17 protein-coding genes are annotated in these 17469 nt (G+C 60.6%); 11 read left to right on the top strand and 6 right to left on the bottom strand.

All coding sequences use genetic code 11. The features are described 5' to 3' along the window. The 3 genes from PIB16_RS24050 to PIB16_RS24060 form a co-directional block, all read right to left on the bottom strand. A partial coding sequence (locus PIB16_RS24050) for a carbohydrate ABC transporter permease (RefSeq protein ID WP_271046458.1) occupies nt 1-354 on the bottom strand: 354 nt, incomplete at its 3' end. Between the two features lie 66 nt (nt 355-420). Continuing rightward, nucleotides 421-1698 (bottom strand): D-tagatose-bisphosphate aldolase, class II, non-catalytic subunit, encoded by a 1278-nt coding sequence (locus PIB16_RS24055; RefSeq protein ID WP_220318891.1) that lies wholly within the window; start codon nt 1696-1698, stop codon nt 421-423. Further along, nucleotides 1695-2702: a tagatose kinase gene (locus PIB16_RS24060; protein ID WP_220318892.1), complete on the bottom strand. Its 1008-nt coding sequence runs from the start codon at nt 2700-2702 to the stop codon at nt 1695-1697. Before PIB16_RS24060 ends, PIB16_RS24055 begins: the two co-directional genes overlap by 4 nt. 312 nt (nt 2703-3014) lie before the next feature. On the opposite strand from PIB16_RS24060, the gene PIB16_RS24065 reads away from it, so the two are divergent. The 10 genes from PIB16_RS24065 to PIB16_RS24110 all read left to right on the top strand — a co-directional run bounded on the left by PIB16_RS24065 (nt 3015) and on the right by PIB16_RS24110 (nt 13353). Further along, complete coding sequence (locus PIB16_RS24065) at nt 3015-4328, top strand: ABC transporter substrate-binding protein (RefSeq protein WP_271046459.1); 1314 nt, start codon at nt 3015-3017, stop codon at nt 4326-4328. Nucleotides 4329-4586: 258 nt separating this feature from the next. Beyond that, entirely contained in the window at nt 4587-5357 is a 771-nt protein-coding gene (locus PIB16_RS24070) for a galactitol 2-dehydrogenase (RefSeq protein WP_271046460.1), read from the top strand. Nucleotides 5358-5373: 16 nt separating this feature from the next. After that, nucleotides 5374-6384 carry a D-altritol 5-dehydrogenase gene (locus PIB16_RS24075; protein ID WP_271046461.1) on the top strand — a complete coding sequence of 337 codons (1011 nt, stop codon included), beginning with the start codon at nt 5374-5376 and terminating at the stop codon, nt 6382-6384. Nucleotides 6385-6500: 116 nt separating this feature from the next. After that, on the top strand, nt 6501-7514 hold the full coding sequence (locus tag PIB16_RS24080) for a LacI family DNA-binding transcriptional regulator (protein ID WP_065656182.1): 1014 nt from the start codon (nt 6501-6503) through the stop codon (nt 7512-7514). A gap of 262 nt (nt 7515-7776) precedes the next feature. Beyond that, nucleotides 7777-9135 carry an NAD(P)H-dependent oxidoreductase gene (locus tag PIB16_RS24085; protein WP_271046462.1) on the top strand — a complete coding sequence of 453 codons (1359 nt, stop codon included), beginning with the start codon at nt 7777-7779 and terminating at the stop codon, nt 9133-9135. 17 nt (nt 9136-9152) lie between these two features. After that, nucleotides 9153-9455: a putative quinol monooxygenase gene (locus tag PIB16_RS24090; protein WP_271046463.1), complete on the top strand. Its 303-nt coding sequence runs from the start codon at nt 9153-9155 to the stop codon at nt 9453-9455. Nucleotides 9456-9467: 12 nt separating this feature from the next. Further along, entirely contained in the window at nt 9468-10370 is a 903-nt protein-coding gene (locus PIB16_RS24095) for an NAD(P)-dependent oxidoreductase (RefSeq protein ID WP_125146398.1), read from the top strand. Between the two features lie 22 nt (nt 10371-10392). After that, nucleotides 10393-11388: a DctP family TRAP transporter solute-binding subunit gene (locus PIB16_RS24100; RefSeq protein ID WP_065656180.1), complete on the top strand. Its 996-nt coding sequence runs from the start codon at nt 10393-10395 to the stop codon at nt 11386-11388. Nucleotides 11389-11517: 129 nt separating this feature from the next. Continuing rightward, nucleotides 11518-12069: a TRAP transporter small permease gene (locus tag PIB16_RS24105; protein ID WP_220318895.1), complete on the top strand. Its 552-nt coding sequence runs from the start codon at nt 11518-11520 to the stop codon at nt 12067-12069. Between the two features lie 3 nt (nt 12070-12072). Further along, nucleotides 12073-13353: a TRAP transporter large permease gene (locus PIB16_RS24110; RefSeq protein WP_020812270.1), complete on the top strand. Its 1281-nt coding sequence runs from the start codon at nt 12073-12075 to the stop codon at nt 13351-13353. 25 nt (nt 13354-13378) lie between these two features. Here the strand turns inward: PIB16_RS24110 and PIB16_RS24115 are convergent, their stop codons facing one another. Continuing rightward, nucleotides 13379-14275, bottom strand: a complete 897-nt coding sequence (locus PIB16_RS24115; protein WP_271046464.1) for a LysR substrate-binding domain-containing protein — start codon at nt 14273-14275, stop codon at nt 13379-13381. A gap of 85 nt (nt 14276-14360) precedes the next feature. Continuing rightward, on the bottom strand, nt 14361-15569 hold the full coding sequence (locus tag PIB16_RS24120) for an MFS transporter (RefSeq protein ID WP_271046465.1): 1209 nt from the start codon (nt 15567-15569) through the stop codon (nt 14361-14363). Between the two features lie 123 nt (nt 15570-15692). On the opposite strand from PIB16_RS24120, the gene PIB16_RS24125 reads away from it, so the two are divergent. Further along, the gene (locus tag PIB16_RS24125) at nt 15693-16538 is read left to right on the top strand and encodes an AraC family transcriptional regulator (RefSeq protein WP_125146395.1); all 846 of its coding nucleotides are present in this window, start codon (nt 15693-15695) and stop codon (nt 16536-16538) included. Here PIB16_RS24125 and PIB16_RS24130 read toward each other — a convergent pair. After that, entirely contained in the window at nt 16535-17431 is an 897-nt protein-coding gene (locus tag PIB16_RS24130) for a helix-turn-helix domain-containing protein (RefSeq protein ID WP_174036732.1), read from the bottom strand. The two genes, PIB16_RS24125 and PIB16_RS24130, sit on opposite strands and share 4 nt — an antisense overlap. Nucleotides 17432-17469: the final 38 nt, after the last annotated feature.

Raw genomic sequence — 17469 nt, forward strand, 5'->3', positions numbered from 1 at the left:
CACCGGCGGCATGACGAAGAAGGGCGAGATGATCATGATGCGCACGATGCCCTGGCCGAAAATGTCATTGTCGAGCAGAAGCGCAATGGCGATGCCGCCAACCACCGTGATGAGCAGCACGCCGCCGACGATCAACAGCGTGTTCCAGATCGACTGGAAGAAGGCCGGATCGGTATAGAAATACTGGTAATTGAACAGACCAGCGAAGCTGACATTGGCCGGGTTGAGGAGATTGTAGTTCTGGAACGAGAACCAGAGCGTCATCGCCAGAGGCACGATCATCCACACCAGCAACAACAGCACCGATGGCGCAAGCATGACCCGCGCTAATCCGCTCGTGTTTCGGGTTGCCATGAGTTTCCCCTCCCTGACCGATACCCGCAACGTCTCCCGCCAGGGCATCCCAATTTAACGATTGTCTTAGTGGCGGCCTTCGCCCGTCGCCGCATGGTAGGTCGCCAGCACCTGATCCACTGCTGCGACCAGAACCTCCTCCATATCCTTTCCTGCAACTGCCGCGAGCGGCAACTCGCCGAGATACTGGCGCAACAGGGGTTCGGGAATTGTCTTCCCATCCAGCGCCTTATGCAAGGCGGAAACGGCCGCAAGCGCTTCCGGCCGCGTCCAGTAATAGCGGATGCGGTCGCTGTAGCTGTAGTGGCGCTGCAATCGCAGCGTGATGTCATCGCCATGGTAATGTCCGCGCCAGTCGCCGGGTGAGGAGAGCATCAGCTCCTCCATGGTGCGCGCCAAAGGACGGTCGCCATAATCGCCGATCATCTCGGAGGCGATCATGTCGAGAGCGTAAAGCGCCTCGCGATAGGCGAAGGTCAGGCCGGGGCCCACTTTCAGGATGGGATATCCATCGCATACCAGTGTCGTGAGGGCGGCCTGCGTCTGGTAATCGGTGGAATGGGCCTCGAAGACCAGTTGCGGTTCGGCGTCCAGCACGGCGCTCAAGGCGGTGGCCGCTTGCGGGTCGTAAGCGACGACATTGTCGCTGCCGAATTCCACGCCGGGCTGCACGACAAAGGCGATGACCCGCTCGAACGCATCGGAAAGGCCGTGTCGCGCAAATATTTCGCGATGAAGGTCGATGGTCTGGCGCGCCGCCTGCGGCTGCGTCGGCGCGACCGTGTCGAGCACATGGTCGGCACCGCCAGGCACCGGCACTTCGGTACCGAGAATATAAAGCGGTTTGGGCAGGCCGGCAGCCGCGGCCGCCTTTTCGGCGACGGTTGCAAGCTTGGCGGCGCGGTTGGCTATCGTGTCGTCGTCCAGCGCCGCCGGTTCACCGGCGCAGCCCATCGAGGCATCGAGATGGATCTTGCGAAAACCCGCCGTCACATAGGCCTCGACCATGGCGGCGGCTTTTGTCAGCGCTTCCTCGGCCGTTTCCCTGCGCCAGGGATTGGGGCCGAGATGATCTCCGCCAAAAATCACCAGTTCGCGGGGCAACCCTTCTTCCTCGGCAATGCTGTTGACGAAGCTGACGAAGTCCCGTGGCGTCATGCCGGTATAACCGCCGAGATGATTGACCTGATTGCAGGTCGCCTCGATCAGCACCGGTGTCTTGCCGGCGGCGGCACGGCGGATTGCGGCGCGCAGAACCACGGGATGGGCGGAGCAGACGGAGGTGATGCCGGCGGGCTTGCCGGAGCGGCGCGCGGCGGCGAGATTTTCGAGAATACGGGTCACAGGATTTCCTCCGACAGTTGCGCGGCCAGAAAGGCGTCGAGTTCGGAAAGGCTTGTGGCGCCTTCCATCGGGCCGCGGCGGGTGACATTGTGCGCGCCGGCGGCATTGGCATAGGTGAGCGCCTTTTGCGGATGCATGCCGAGGCGGCGGCAGGTGAGATAGGTCGCACCGAAACAGTCGCCGGCACCGGTCGGGTCGATTTCGCGGACCCGCAAGCCGGGGACGTCGATGCGCCCATGGGCGCGGCTGAAATGGCTTGCGCCATCCGCGCCGCGCTTCAGCACGATTTCGCCGATACCGGAGGCAAGCAGCTTTTCAATCGCCGCCTCCTCGTCATTCAGCCCGGAGGCCGCGTGAAGCTCCTCACCGGAGGGCAGGAGAAGATCGGTAACACCAAGCAGATCGTCGATCAGTCTGCGGCCGGCATCGCCCTGCGCCAGTTCCTTGCGGATGTTGGGATCGAAGGAGACCGAGCCGCCGCGCGCCTTGACGCGTCTGATGGCTTCGAGAATGATTTCGCCAATGCCGGCAATCGCGAAGGCCGATCCCATGACATGCACATGGCCGGCTTTTTCGATGAGAGCCTGCGCTTCAGCCGTCATATGCGTTTCGCTGGCCGCCGAATGGGCGATGTTGAAAACGAAGTCCCTTGCGCCGTTTTCCCGGTAACGCACGAAGGCGCTGCCCGTCGGCCGGTCGGGGATGGTGGCGATGGCTGAGACGTCGACGCCGTCGCCGCGCAGCCTCTCGACATTGAGACGGCCGAAATCGTCGTCACCCACCGCCGCAATGATGCCGGCGGCTCCGCCGCAGCGCGCCACCTGATCGATGAAGATGGCCGGCGCGCCGCTCGGGAAGGGGCCGATCAGCGTTTGTGGCTCGAGAAAGCCGCTTCCCACCGTCGTCGCCATGATCTCCACGAGGATTTCGCCGGCCGTGATGGTCGGGCCATTCGTGTGCGGCGCCAGTGCGGATGTCTGCCTCATCGTCTCCTCCATATGCATTCGGCTCCCGTCCTTTTGGCGGAGGTAATCCCGCCGTCCCGAGGGCTTCTGGTTTTCGGATATCATTCAAAAATTTACGCGCGTCAATATATGAGATGACGAAAATTTTGTTGCATCGCAGCAAGAGGAACGCCTTTGGAAATAATTTTTTATGATATTATCCACTTTAAAACAGTGAGTTAATGATGCGGGCGAAGATGTCTCCATGCTCCGATTTATTTTCGGACGTTGACAAGAGAGCGGATTTTGCGAGATAAAAAATTTACGCATGTATTGTTATGCGTGGACATCCGTAAAGGAGGAGCGGGTCTCATGAGCAAATTAATTGGAATTCTGTCATCGTCCGTCGTTGGCATCGGCCTTTTCGCCGGTCTGGCGCAGGCGGAGGAAATCAACATCGCCACCGTCAATAACGGCGACATGATCATCATGCAGAAGCTTTCCAGCGCCTGGGAGAAGGAGACGGGCAACAAGATCAACTGGATCGTGCTGGAAGAGAATGTTCTGCGCGAACGCGTCACCACCGATATCGCCACCAATGGCGGCCAGTTCGACATCATGACCATTGGCGGTTACGAAGCGCCGATCTGGGGCAAGCAGGGCTGGCTGGCGTCGGTCGACGATCTCGGCGACGATTACGATTACGCCGATCTGCTCGATCCGATCAAAAAGGGCCTGACTGTCGACGGCAAGCTTTACGCGGTGCCGTTCTACACCGAAAGCTCGTTCACGCTTTACCGCAAGGATCTGTTCGATGCAGCCGGCCTGAAGATGCCGGATAATCCGACCTACGACCAGATCAAGGATTTCGCTGCCAAGCTGACCGACAAGTCGAAACAGCAATATGGCATATGCCTGCGCGGCAAGCCGGGCTGGGGTGAGAACATGGCCTTCCTCGGCACCATGATCAACACCTATGGCGGCCGCTGGTTCGACATGGACTGGAAACCGCAGCTGACGAGCGAGCCGTGGAAAAAGGCGATCTCTGACTATGTGGCGCTGATGACCTCCTACGGCCCGCCCGGTGCGGCCGCCAATGGCTTCAACGAGAACCAGACTCTGTTTTCCTCCGGCCGTTGCGCCATGTGGATCGACGCCACCTCTGCAGCAGGCCGCGTTTATGACCCCAAGCAGAGCCAGGTTGCCGACAAGACCGCGTTTACGCGTGCTCCGGTCGAGGTAACGCCGAACGGTTCGAGCTGGTCGTGGTCCTGGAACCTTGCAATCCCCAACAGCACGAAGAAGCTCGAAACCGCCAAGTCCTTCGTGAAATGGGCGACCTCGAAGAACTATGTGAAAACGGTCGGTGAAAGCGAAGGCTGGGTGGCCGTGCCGCCGGGCACGCGCAAATCCACCTACGAGCTGCCGGAATACAAGAAGGCGGCGCCCTTTGCGGATACGGTGCTGAAGGCGATCATGTCTGCCGACCCGTCCAAGCCGACCAAGGATCCGGTGCCCTATACCGGCGTGCAGTTCGTCGCCATACCGGAATTCCAGTCCATCGGTACGGTTGTCGGCCAGCAGATCGCGGCAGCCCTTTCCGGCCAGCAGACCGTCGATGCGGCGCTCGAAGGCGCGCAGAAACAGGTCGAACGTGACATGACCCGCGCGGGCTACATCAAGTAGCCGCGTCCTCCCGGCGTGCCGCCCGTTCGCCTTCTGGTGGCGGGCGGCATGGGTGGGGCTGCCACACCCGTCTCCTCATTCCTGTGCTTGTCACAGGAATCTAGCCAGCCCAAGTCCTTGGTTTGGAAGAACTCTCTTGCCGCGTGAGAGCCGCGTCGGCTGCATTCCTGCAACAAGCAGGAATGAGGGGAGTGAGGAAAAGCATCGAACAACAAAAGAGCATGGCCAGATTACCCGCCATGCATCATGGAGATCGACATGAGATTGAACAACAAGGTCGCGCTGATTACCGGCGCCGCCCGCGGCATCGGCCTTGGTTTTGCGCGGGCTTTTGCCGATGAAGGCGCGAAGGTGATTATCGCCGATATCGATATTGCCCGCGCGACGGCTTCCGCCGCGGCCATCGGCCCTGCCGCCAAGGCCGTGAAGCTGGATGTGACCGATCTTTCCGAGATCGACGCCGTGGTGAAGGCGGTAGATCAGGAATTCGGCGGCATCGACATTCTCGTCAACAATGCCGCGATCTTCGACATGGCGCCGATCAACGGCATTACCGAACGGAGTTATGAGCGGGTCTTCGACATCAATCTCAAGGGACCGCTGTTCATGATGAAGGCGGTCTCGAATGTGATGATCGAGCGGGCGCGCGGCGGCAAGATCATCAATATGGCGAGCCAGGCCGGACGACGCGGCGAAGCGCTCGTCACGCTTTATTGCGCTTCCAAGGCGGCGATCATTTCCGCCACGCAGTCGGCGGCGCTCGCGCTCGTCAAGCACGGCATCAATGTCAACGCCATTGCACCGGGCGTGGTGGATGGCGAGCACTGGGAAGTGGTCGATGCGGAATTTGCCAAATGGGAAGGCCTGAAGCCGGGTGAGAAGAAGGCGGCGGTGGCGAAATCCGTGCCGATCGGCCGTTTTGCGACGCCCGATGACATCAAGGGTCTCGCGGTTTTCCTCGCCTCTTCCGACAGCGACTATATTCTCGCCCAGACATATAATGTCGACGGCGGCAACTGGATGAGCTGAAAAGCCGGAGATGACCATGCATGCCATTCAATTCATCGAGAAGGGACAGGCCGTTCTCGCGGAAGTTCCCGTTGCCGATCTGCCGCCTGGCCACGCGCTCGTGCGCGTCAAGGCTTCGGGGCTTTGCCACACCGATATCGATGTGCTTCACGCGCGTTACGGCGACGGCGCCTTTCCGGTCATTCCGGGGCATGAATATGCCGGTGAAGTTGCGGCCGTGGCCGCCGATGTGACGGGCATAAAGTCCGGCGACCGGGTGGTGGTCGACCCCAATCTACCGTGCGGCACCTGCCCGAGTTGCAGGAAGGGGCTGACCAATCTGTGCAGCACGCTGAAAGCCTATGGCGTTTCCCATAATGGTGGTTTCGCGGAATTTAGCGTCGTACACGCCGACCACCTGCACGGCATTGGTTCCATGCCCTATCATGTCGCGGCATTGGCCGAACCGCTTGCCTGCGTCGTCAACGGCATGCAGAGCGCGGGTATCGGCGAGAACGGAACGGTGGCTGAAAATGCGCTGGTTTTCGGAGCCGGTCCCATCGGCCTGCTGCTTGCCCTGTCGCTGAAAGCGCGCGGCGTCGAGACGGTGACGATTGCCGATATCAACGAAAGCAGGCTGGCTTTTGCCGAAGGGCTCGGGCTTAAGGTGGCGGTTTCCGGTTCGGAAGCGCTGCTGCGGCAACAGAAGTCTTTCGATGTCGTGGCCGATGCGACGGGTATCGCCCCCGTAGCGGAAGCGATGATCCCGTTGGTTGCCGATGGCGGCACGGCACTGTTCTTCGGCGTCTGCGCGCCGGATGCCCGCATTTCGGTCGCACCCTTCGAAATCTTCAGGCGTCAGCTCAAGCTCGTCGGTTCGCATTCGCTGAACCGCAACATACCGCAGGCGCTCGCCATTCTGGAAACGGATGGCGATGTCATGGCGCGGCTTGTCTCGCATCGGCTGCCGCTTTCGGAGATGCTGCCGTTCTTTACGAAGAAACCATCCGATCCGGCCACCATGAAAGTGCAATTTGCAGCCGAATGATCGTTTGGTGGTTGATAACCGCAGTCGACCGGCTTTTCGTGCGAAGGCCGGTCGATATAAAGTACCACATGTAATATTTCATGGGGGCAAGCACTTTGGCCAAATCTATCAGGACGATGGAAGAGTTTTCGGAATTCGTCGGCCTTTCGCGCCCGACTGTTTCGAAATACTTCAATGATCCGGCCTCGGTCCGCAAGAAGACCCGGGACGCCATCGAGGATGCGCTGAAGAAATCGGGCTTCAGGCCCAATATTTTCGCCGTCAATCTCAACCGCCGCCGCTCCAATATCATCGGCATCATCATCCCGAATTCCACCGATCCGTTCTATATGGCGCTGACGAGCCGTATCGAACTCATCGCCAACGAGGCGGGCTTCCTTGCCTTCGTGCTGTCCTCGGATGGCAAGGCGGAAATCGAAGACCGCGCCATCCGCACTTTCAAGTCGATGAATGTCGCCGGCGCGATCATCGCGCCGCTGGGCGTCAAATCCCACCGCGCCACGCTGGAGCAACTCGCCGCCAGCATTCCGATCGTTTATGTCGATTCGCCGCTCGACGAGACCTCGGCCTTTGTTGGCACCGACAACCGCCAGAGTGTCGGGCTGATGGTGGATTATCTCTGCCGCTCGGGCGAGCCGCCCTGTTTCTTCGACATGCCGCAGGTCAATACCAATGCCGCCACGCGTCGCACCGCCTATGAGGAGGCCATGCGGCGCCTTGGTTTCGAGCCGCAGGTGATCAACGTTCCGGATATTGTCACCTGGGATTTCGAGCGTTTCGCCTTCGATGAGGCGGGCCGGCTGCTGGAAGGGGCGGGTTCTCTGCCATCGCGCACCATTCTGTGCGCCAACGACCGTATCGCCTTCGGTGTCATCGCCGCCGCCTTCCAGAAGGGCCTCAGGGTCGGCCATGGTGCGGATTATGACCTCAGGGTCGCCGGCCATGACGATCATCCGCTGTCGCGTTATGCGTGCCCGCCGATTACCACGGTAGCGCAGAACTATAACGAGATCGGCAGGCTGTCGATCGAGCTTCTGTTGCAGAAGCTGGACGAGGAGGCGGATGACACGACGCGGATGCGCGAGCGCATTCTCCTCAGCGCCGATCTGATGCTGCGCAAATCGGCCTGATGATTTGTTAGATAAGCTAAACAAAGAATCTGATTTTCTAAATAGAACTAATATTTGAACGCTCCTACTCTGTTTTCAAGGTTGCTTTGGGAGGCGACCGCGAGAGCCGGCGCAAAGGCGTGCCGGTATCCGGGAGGAACGTTAGATCGTCATGCCGTCCGTGCCGCGAGGAATAAGCCTTCGCAGCCTCGGTGTCGCATGGCCTTCGCCGGGCTGACCGGACATTCTCGCCAGCAATTTCCCCAGCGAAGGATGTCAAAACATGAATCTCTATTCTCTTCTGTCAGCGCGTGCAGCCGGCGGCAAGCCTGTTCGGGTTGGTCTCATCGGCGCGGGCAAGTTCGGCTCCATGGTGCTGGCGCAGGCGCAGCGCATCGCCGGTTTCCACATGGTCGCCGTCGCAGACCTCAATGTCGGCAAGGCGAAGGAATCGCTGGATCGCGTTGGCTGGCCGAAGGAGCGTTACGATGCGAAGAGCTGCGCCGAGGCGCTGAAGAGCGGCAAGACCTATGTGACCGACGATGTGAACGAGCTTTTCGCCTGCGGCGAGATCGAATGCGTGATCGAGGCGACCGGCCATCCGCTGGCCGGCGCGCGCCACGCGCTTGGCGCCATCGATCACAACAAGCATGTCGTCATGGTCAATGTCGAAGCCGATGTCATGGTCGGGCCGATCCTTGCTGAAAAGGCGCGGGCCAAGGGCCTGATCTATTCCATGGCTTACGGCGATCAGCCGGCGCTGATCTGCGAGCTGGTTGACTGGGCGCGCGCCACCGGTTTCGAGGTCGTTTCTGCCGGCAAGGGCATGAATTTCGAGCCGCGTTACCGTTATTCGACGCCGGACACGGTCTGGGGTTATTTCGGCTGGACGGACGAGGAAGTGGCCAAGGGCGACTTCAATCCAAAAATGTACAATTCCTTCACCGACGGCACCAAGGCGGCCATCGAGATGGCGGCCGTCGCCAACGGCACGGGACTGGATTGCCCGGATGACGGTCTGGCTTTTCCGCCCGCCGGCCTGCACGATCTCGCCCGCGTCTTCCGCCCCGCTGCCGATGGCGGCCGTATGTCGCGCTCCGGTCTGGTCGATATTGCTGCGAGCCAGGAGCCGGACGGACGCGAGGTGTTCAACAACATCCGCTATGGTGTTTTCGTCACCTTCAAGGCCCACAATGAATATGCCCGCGCCTGCTTCAAGCAATATGGCCTGCTGACCGATCCGTCCGGCTGGTACGCCTCCATGTGGCGTCCGTTCCACATTATCGGGCTGGAAACCTCGATCAGCGTGCTTTCCGCCGTGCTGCGCAACGAAGCGACCGGTTGCTCCAAGGAGTTCCGCGGCGATGCCGTCGCCACGGCGAAGAAGGATATGCAGCCAGGCGAGATGCTGGACGGCGAGGGCGGATACGCGGTCTGGGCGAACGCCATTCCGGCCACCCGCAGCCTCGATATGAAGGCGCTGCCGATTGGCCTTGCCCATAATGTCAAGCTGAAGCGCGCCATCAAAAAGGACCAGATTGTCAGCTTCGACGATGTGGAACTGGTGAACGACCTCGATGTGGTGAAGTTGCGTCAGGACATGGAAAACCGCTTCCGTCCGCAAAAAGACGCAGCTGCGTAATGGACGGAGAACGGAACATGTCGAAGGGAGCTTTCGTGGTGATCGCGGAATTTCGGGTGAAGCCTGACGCTATGGATGCCTTTCTCGACGCTGCGCGCGAGGACGCCCAGCATTCGGTTCAGGATGAACCGGGTTGCCGGCAATTCGACGTGGTGCGGCCGGAAACGGGGAACAATGTGGTGTTTTACGAGGTCTATGACAGCCGGCAGGCTTTCGACGATCATCTCAAAACACCGCATCTCGACCGGTTTCGCGAGACCTTTCCCGCCCTTATCGAAGAAGAACTGCCGGTGCGTTTCCTGAACCGGCAATGGCTTTGAAGGATGGGAACGATGGCAGACATCCGCCGGATCGCCGTTATCGGAACGGGTATCATGGGTGCCCCCATGGCGGGGCGTCTGGCGGAGGCCGGGTTTTCCGTCAAAGCCTGGAACCGCAGCGCTGAAAAAGCTGCGGTTCTGGCGGAGAAGGGCGTGCTGGCGGCGGCAACGGCTGCCGAGGCTGTGTCTGAAGCGGATGCCGTGCTCTGCATGCTGAGTTCCGGGCCGGTCTGCAACGAGGTTCTGCTCGGCCCATCGGGCGTCGTTTCAGCCATGAAGCCCGGCGCGGTGCTGCTGGTCATGAGTTCCATTCCCGTCGAGACCGCAATGGAACAGGCGGAGGCAGCCAGGGCATGCGGGGTTAGATATGTCGATGCGCCTGTATCCGGCGGTGAAAAGGGAGCGATCGAAGGAACGCTCGCCATCATGGCCGGCGGCGAACAGCAGGATGTGGATGCGCTGCGGCCGCTCCTCGGTTGTCTGGGGCGCGTCACCCATGTCGGTCCGGTGGGCTGCGGTTCTCTGGCCAAGCTCGCCAACCAGCTGATCGTCGCCTCGACAATCTGCGCCGTCGCCGAGGCTCTGACCCTCGTGGAAGAGGGGGGAGCGGACCCGGCGCAGGTGCGCCACGCGCTGCTTGGCGGCTTCGCCGATTCCACCGTCTTCCGCCAGCACGGAAAACGCATGGTGGAAGGCGATTTCCGTCCCGGCGGGCCGGCGAAATATCAGGTGAAGGATACGTCCACGGCGCTGGCCTTCGCCAGAAGCCGGGGCCTCAGACTACCGGTCGGCGAGGAGGTTGACCGGCTGTTCCGCTCCATGGTCGAGCATGGCGCGGGCGAGCTTGATCACAGCGGTGTGATCCTTGAGATTAAGCGCATGAATGCGTTCGGAGGAACGCTCGAAACTGTTTGAGAGACAACAAAGGGAGGAACACATGAAAATTTCAAAACTTTACGGGCTGGCTCTGGCCGCCACCATGCTGGTCGCATCCATCGCGCAGGCCGAAACGCTGACGCTTTCGACGCCCGATGCGGATACGTCCGAAATCACGCTTGCCGCCAACAAGTTTGCCGAGATCGTTTCGAAAAAGACCGATGGCAAGCTCAAGATCAAGGTGTTTCCGAACGGCACGCTTTATGGCGGCGATCCTTCGGCGGGCGTCAAGCAGCTGGCCGGCGGTTCGCTGGACATGCTGTTGAACTCGACCTCGCTTTACGCGACCTTCAATCCGAAGTTCACGGCCATCGCCATTCCTTACCAGTTCCGCGATATCGACCAGCTCAGGGTCTATCTCGACAGCGATCTCGGCAAGGAGCTTTCCACCGATCTCAGCAAGATCGGCATTCTCGGGCTCGATCTATGGTCGCGGCCGCTGCGCCAGATCACCAATTCGAAGGCGCCGATCAAGTCGCCGGCCGATCTCAAGGGCATGAAGCTGAGGGTGCCGAACAATCCGCTCTGGGTCGAGTTCTTCGGCGCCATGGGGGCTGCCCCGACACCGATGGCTTTTGCTGAGGTTTACAATGCGCTCCAGCTCAAAGTCGTCGATGGACAGGAAAATCCGGTCAACGTGCCTGTCAGCGCCAAGCTTTACGAGGTGCAGAAATATCTGACGATCAGCAACCACATTGCTGACGCCTGGGTGTTGGGTATGAACCCGGCCCGCTTCGAAGGTCTTGACGAGGGCTTCAAGACGGCGCTGAAGGAAGCGGCGACTGAAACCGAGCTTTGGAAAGCGCAGAACGACGCTGCCGATATCGACAAGTCGCTCGAAACGCTGAAGAAGAACGGCATGGAGGTGAACACGCTGACGGACGACGAACGCAAGGCTTTCGTGGCGGTGGCGGCCGGTCTTTCGGCAAAGTTCTCCGCGCTGGTGAAAGATCAGGCGTTCTTCGACAAGACGCAGGCTTTCCTCAAGACGAACTGACGTTTTCGCGCAGGGAAGGCCGGATCTCGGTCCGGCCTTCCCCAACGTCAGCAAGGGTTGCTTTGCCGCAGAGGCAGGGTGGCATTCGTTTTACCGGATATCCGGTTTCAGCAGTGGAAGGGTATTGTCATGAACGATACGAAACCTTCGGTGCTCGGCACCATCGTTAAAGTCATCGCCGATGTGGCCGCAGGGGCAGCCTGTGCCGGCATTCTCATCGTCGTTCTTCTTCAGGTCATCGGCCGCCTTGCCGGCAGCCCGCTTCCCTGGACCGAGGAGGCGACGCGTTTCCTCTTCATCTGGATGGTGTTCCTCGGCCTTGCCGCCGGCTTCCGCACCGTTGAAAGCGCCCGTGTGGTGGTGTTCCTGGTGCTGTTTCACCGCTTCTTCCGGCGGCTGGCGGTGCCGATCTATGTCGGTTCCTCGGTGTTCTTCTTCGGCATGATGGGCTGGACGGGCCTGACCATGGTGCGCCAGCAGATCATGATGAACGAGACCGCCGCCACCCTGCCGATCCCCATGTGGACCATCGGCATTGTCTTGCCCGTCTCCGCCGTCATCGCCGTGCTGGCCATCATCGAATCGCTGCGCAGCCGCCGGGAGCTCATCGCGCTTCCCGAGCTTGGTCTGCCGGCGGATGAGATCGCCCATGCCGATATCTCCATTTCAGCAGGACATTGAGCCATGTCGGTCTTTCTTCTCGTCGCTTTTTTCGGTCTCAGCATGCTTGGCGTGCCGCTCGCCATTGCGCTGGCGCTCGCCAGTGTCGGCACGCTGTGGCTCTTCACCTCCATGCCCATGGACCTGCTGTCGCAGACGATGTTCTCGTCGATGAACTCCTTCCTCCTCGTCGCCGTGCCGCTGTTCATCCTCGTCGGCACCGTCATGGAACGGGGACGTGTGGCGGAGCGTATCTTCGATTTCGCCGAGGCCATGGTCGGCTGGCTTCCCGGCGGGCTTGGCCACGTCAACGTCATCTCCTCGGTGATTTTTTCCGGCGTCTCCGGCTCGTCCGTCGCCGATATCGCCTCGGTCGGCGCCATCGAGATCAAGGCCATGGAGCGGCACGGCTTTCCGAAGGGTTATGCCGTCGGCATGACGCTCTGCACCTCCACACTCTCCTCGATCATTCCGCCGTCGATCCTGATCGTGATTGCCGGTTCCATCGCCAACGTGTCGATCGGCACGCTGCTGATCGCCGGTCTGGTGCCCGGCCTCTTCATCGCCTTCGCCTTTCTGGTCTTCAACCACTTCTATTCGGTGCATTACGGCTACAATCCGCCGACACCGTTCAATTTCCGTCTGGTGGTCGTCACGGGTCTTCGCGCAATCCTGCCGATGCTGACACCGCTGATCCTGATCATCGGTATTGCCAGCGGCCTGTTCACGCCGACGGAAGCCGCAGCCATCGCGGTGGTTTATGTAGCGGTGCTCGGCGTCATCGTTTACCGCACCCTGCCGGTACGCGAACTGCCGGAAATATTGATCTCGACGGCGCGCATTTCCGGCACCATCCTGTTCATCGCTGCCACCTCGCAGCTCGCCGCCTGGGTCTTCACCTTCGATGGCCTGCCGGAGCAGGTTGCCGATCTCCTGAAGGCCATGAACCTCGGCCCGATGACAGGCATGCTCGTCATCTTCGTCTTCCTGCTCATCATCGGCATCTTCATGGAAGCGATCCCGGCGATGTTTATCCTCATCCCCGTGCTGATGCCGCCGGTGGAGGCGCTGGGCATCGATCCGATCCATTTCCTGATCGTGACTGTCATGACGCTGACACTCGGGCTCGTGACGCCGCCGGTGGGGGTCTGCCTGTTTGCGGCGGCACAGGTGGCCAACATGAAGATCGAGGATGTCATTCGCGGTTCGCTGGCGCCGATGACGGTGTTGACGCTCGCCATCTTCGCGCTGGTGCTTTTTCCGGTGCTGACGCTCGGGCCAATTCGGCTGATGGGGCTTTATTGACGCGAAAACCGGATTGCCTGAAACCTCAGACAACGCGACGGGTTTGCCACTCGTCGCGTTGTTTTCGCATCCACTCCAGAAACAGCATGACTTTTCTCTGCCGCAGATGGGAATGCGGGCAGACGATCCATTGGGTGACGAGCTTGATGCGCGGCGCGTCCGTCACGGCCGGCACCAGCATTTTGTCCTGAAGCTCCCGCTCCATCATCAATGTGCTTTCCAGCGCCACGCCAATGCCGAGAACGGCGGCATCGATGGCCATGTGGCTGCGGTCGAACAGCACCCGCCGCCAGCGCTTTTCGGCTGTCACGCCGGCCAGAGGGAACCAGTGGTTCCATTGCGCCTGCGCCTTCACCGAATGGATCAGCCGCTGGTTCTGCAATTCCTCAGGCAGAAAATTACCCGCACCCTTATAATTCGGCGAACAGACCGGCAAGAATTCCTCCTCCACCAGCCCTTCCACGAAGAGGCCCGGCCAGCGGCCGTCGCCATGGCGCAGCTCTATATCGACAAGTTCCTGCGAAAAATCTGTCGGCTCGTTGGTGCCGTCAAGGCGCACTTCCAGTTCAGGATGCTCCTCCAGAAACGAGCCGAGACGCGGCAGCAGCCATTTGTTGGATATGGTCGGCGTCGCCCGGATCGTCAGCGTGGTGACAGAGCGGAAGCCGCGAATACTGTCGGTGGCGTCGGAGATCTGCTCGATCTGGGCGGTGATCATCGAGAAATACCGCTCGCCCGCCTCGGTCAGCGTCACCTTGCGACCCGCCCGCGCCATCAGCGTCGTGCCGAGCTGGCCTTCCAGCAACTGGATCTGCTGGGAAACGGCCGAAGGTGTGACACTCAGTTCCTCCGCCGCCCGTGAAATACTGCCCGCCCTTGCCGCGGCGTGGAAAACGAGGATCGATTTTATCGGGATTTGCATGGGGAGGGCTTTGCTCAACGGAATACGGCGGTCACCTGAGTATCACAGGTGACCGCCGTGTTGAAAAGCGTTGAACGCGAGGCTTTTAACGGTGGCTCGGCAGTTTGGGCAGGAACACCGTGAGCAGGCCGAGCAGCGGCATGTAGGAGCAGATGCGGTAAACGAATTCGATGCCTTCATTATCCGCATAAACACCCAGAACCGCCGCCCCGATGCCGCCGAAACCGAAGGCGAAACCGAAGAACATGCCGGCGATGAGACCGACGCGGCCCGGCACCAGTTCCTGCGCGAACACGACGATGGCCGAGAAAGCGGAGGAGAACACGAAGCCGATGACGACGACGAGAATGGCCGTCCAGAAGAGGTTCGCATAGGGCAGCAGCAGCGCGAAGGGAATGACGCCGAGGATCGAGAACCAGATGACGACGCGGGAGCCGAAACGGTCGCCGATCGGGCCGCCGAAGAACACGCCGAGCGCCGAAGCGCCGAGGAAGAGGAACAGCAGAACCTGCGCGTCCTGAACACCAAGACCGAACTTGTCGATGGTGTAGAAGGTGAAGTAGCTGGACAGGCTGGCGAGATAGGCATTCTTGGTGGCGGTCAGAACCACCAGCACCAGAAGCGTCATGATCACCGTGCCACGGGCAAGGGGAAGCGTGCGGCTGGCCGGCGCCTTGCCAACGGTTGCGCGGCGGTGGCGGGTGTACCAGACGCCAACCCAGGAAAGCACGCCAAAACCGACGAGCGCGATCAGCGAGAACCAGCTGAGGCTCGTCTGACCGAGCGGGATGACGATGAAGGCGGCGAGCAGCGGGCCGATGGCGGTGCCGGTATTGCCGCCCACCTGGAAGAAGGACTGTGCCAGACCGTGGCGGCCGCCGGATGCGAGACGTGCAACGCGGGAAGCTTCCGGATGGAAGATCGCCGAACCGATGCCGATGAGGCAGGCGCCGATCACCAGAACCTCGAAACTATGGGCAAAAGCAAGCGTGATAAGGCCGGCGCAGGTGGACAGCATGGCGACAGGCAGGGAAAACGGCATCGGCCAGCGATCCGTCACCATGCCGACAACCGGCTGCAGCAGCGAGGCGGTGACCTGAAAGGCGAAGGTAAGCAGGCCGATCTGCATGAAATCGAGCGCGTAATTGGCTTTCAGCAGCGGGTAGAGCGACGTCAGCAGCGATTGCATGATGTCGTTCAGCATGTGGCAGAAGCTGGCGGCTGCGATGATTGAAAACGCCGTGCGTTGCGGGTTGAACCCGGTGCTGGTGCTGGCGCTGGTGACAGTGGCCATGATGAAGTCCTCTCCGGTTCCCGGCGGAAGGCGGGAAACATGTCTTTATTTCTTCCCGCTTTTATTCATATTGTTTCTGGCCTGCATCTTTGCTCTGGACGATTTTCTTTGTGAGTGGGCCAAATGGCAAAAAACAATTCCATGATCTTCGGCTCCTTTTCTGCCGAAGACCACAACTACATGCTGAATTTGATCGATGGCACCAACGAGCCGGTGCTGGCGATTTCCCGCACCTATGCCAAGGGACATCGCGCACCGGTCCACAGCCATCTGCGGGCGCAGATCTGGCATGCCCGCCGGGGCGTGGTTCTGGTCAGCACCGCAGATGGTCGCTGGATGATACCGCCCGGCCATGGGCTAATTATTCCCGCCGGCCTGGAACACGAGTCGGAAACCATATCGACGGTGGAAATGCAATCGATCTATGTGCATCCCGACCTGTTTCAGGCGGAAGTGCCGCGGGTGGTGGAAATCACCGATCTCGCCTCCAGCCTGATTGCGGAACTGCTGGGCGAAGAGCATGAGCCGCCCGCTTTTCATCGGCGTGGTCTGGTGCGGGCGCTGTTGCTGGACGAGATCAACCGTCTGCCGGACCGACCGCTCGGATTGCCTTTTCCCGATAACGAGCGGCTGGCGGCGCTGTGCCGCGATTTCCTGAAAAAGCCGGTGGCGCGGGTGGAGATCGATGACTGGGCGGCGGCCATGGGCATCAGCCGGCGCTCGTTTACGCGGCTGTTCCGCAAGGAATTGGGGTTGAGTTTCGTCACCTGGCGCCAGCAGGCCTGTATCTTCGCCTCCCTGCCGAGGCTGGCAGCCGGCGAGGCGGTGACGAATGTGGCGCTGGATGCCGGTTATGAAAACATCCCGGCTTTCACCACCATGTTCCGGCGAATGCTGGGCAGTTCACCAAGGGCCTATCGGCAGGCGGCGCGGCAGCGCAGCGCCGCTTTCGCCGATAATGAAGACTAAGCCGCCGTCGCCCGCATGTCGCGGCGGAAATCGGAAGGCGACATGCCTGCGATCTGGCGAAACGCCTTGTTAAAGGCGCTGACCGAGCCGAAGCCGCTTTCCATGGCGATTTGCAGGATATTGTCCTTGCCGGTCATCAGCATCGCCTGCGCGCGGGAGAGCCGGAGCAGGGTCAGATATTTGATCAGCGTCATCCCGGTGGATTTGCGGAACAGGTTCATCGCATATTTCGGATGCAGCGATGCGGCACGGGCGATTTCCGTCGCGTCGATATCGTCGAGAAAATTGGCGGCGATGAAGTCGCACATGCGCACCACACCGATGGAGGGCGCCATGCCCTCCTCATCCTGTCTGCGTTTTCCATCGAGCGCCGAGGATATGACGGAGTAAGGCTCCAGAAACATCCGCTCTACCCGAAGCAGCAGTTCCTCCACCGCGTGCTGGGCTTTTGCCGGATCGCCCGAGGTGACGTAGCGGAACCAGCGGCCGAAATTTTCTGCATCCGCCCTGTCCGTCTCGGCACTCACCATCGTCGCACCGCCCATCAACTGGCTGGAGACGGCGGCCGGCAGGCGCATGCGGAAGAAATGCACGAGCGGCAGGTGCGCGCCGGCATAAAAGGAATCGTCGGAGGAATGGTCCATCTGATGCGGCTGGCCGCCCCAGAAAATGCACATCTGGCCGGCGTTGAGCGTCAGGTCGTGGTCGCCCATGCGGTAATGCACCGATCCCGACATGACGTAATTCACTTCCACCTGCGCGTGCCAGTGGGGCCTGAGCATGATGGGCGGATGATTGTGAAAAAGCTGAAGCGTTGTCGGCATGCCTTCGATGCTGCTCGCACCCGGCTGGTAGAAGGCTCTCTCGGCAATCTTACTTTCCGCCAAATCGATGTTCCCTTTTTACGAGACAGATTTCCTGCCGCCGGTAA

Source organism: Agrobacterium sp. ST15.13.015, from assembly GCF_027871645.1.
In the GTDB taxonomy this organism is placed as follows: Bacteria; Pseudomonadota; Alphaproteobacteria; order Rhizobiales; family Rhizobiaceae; genus Agrobacterium; species Agrobacterium leguminum.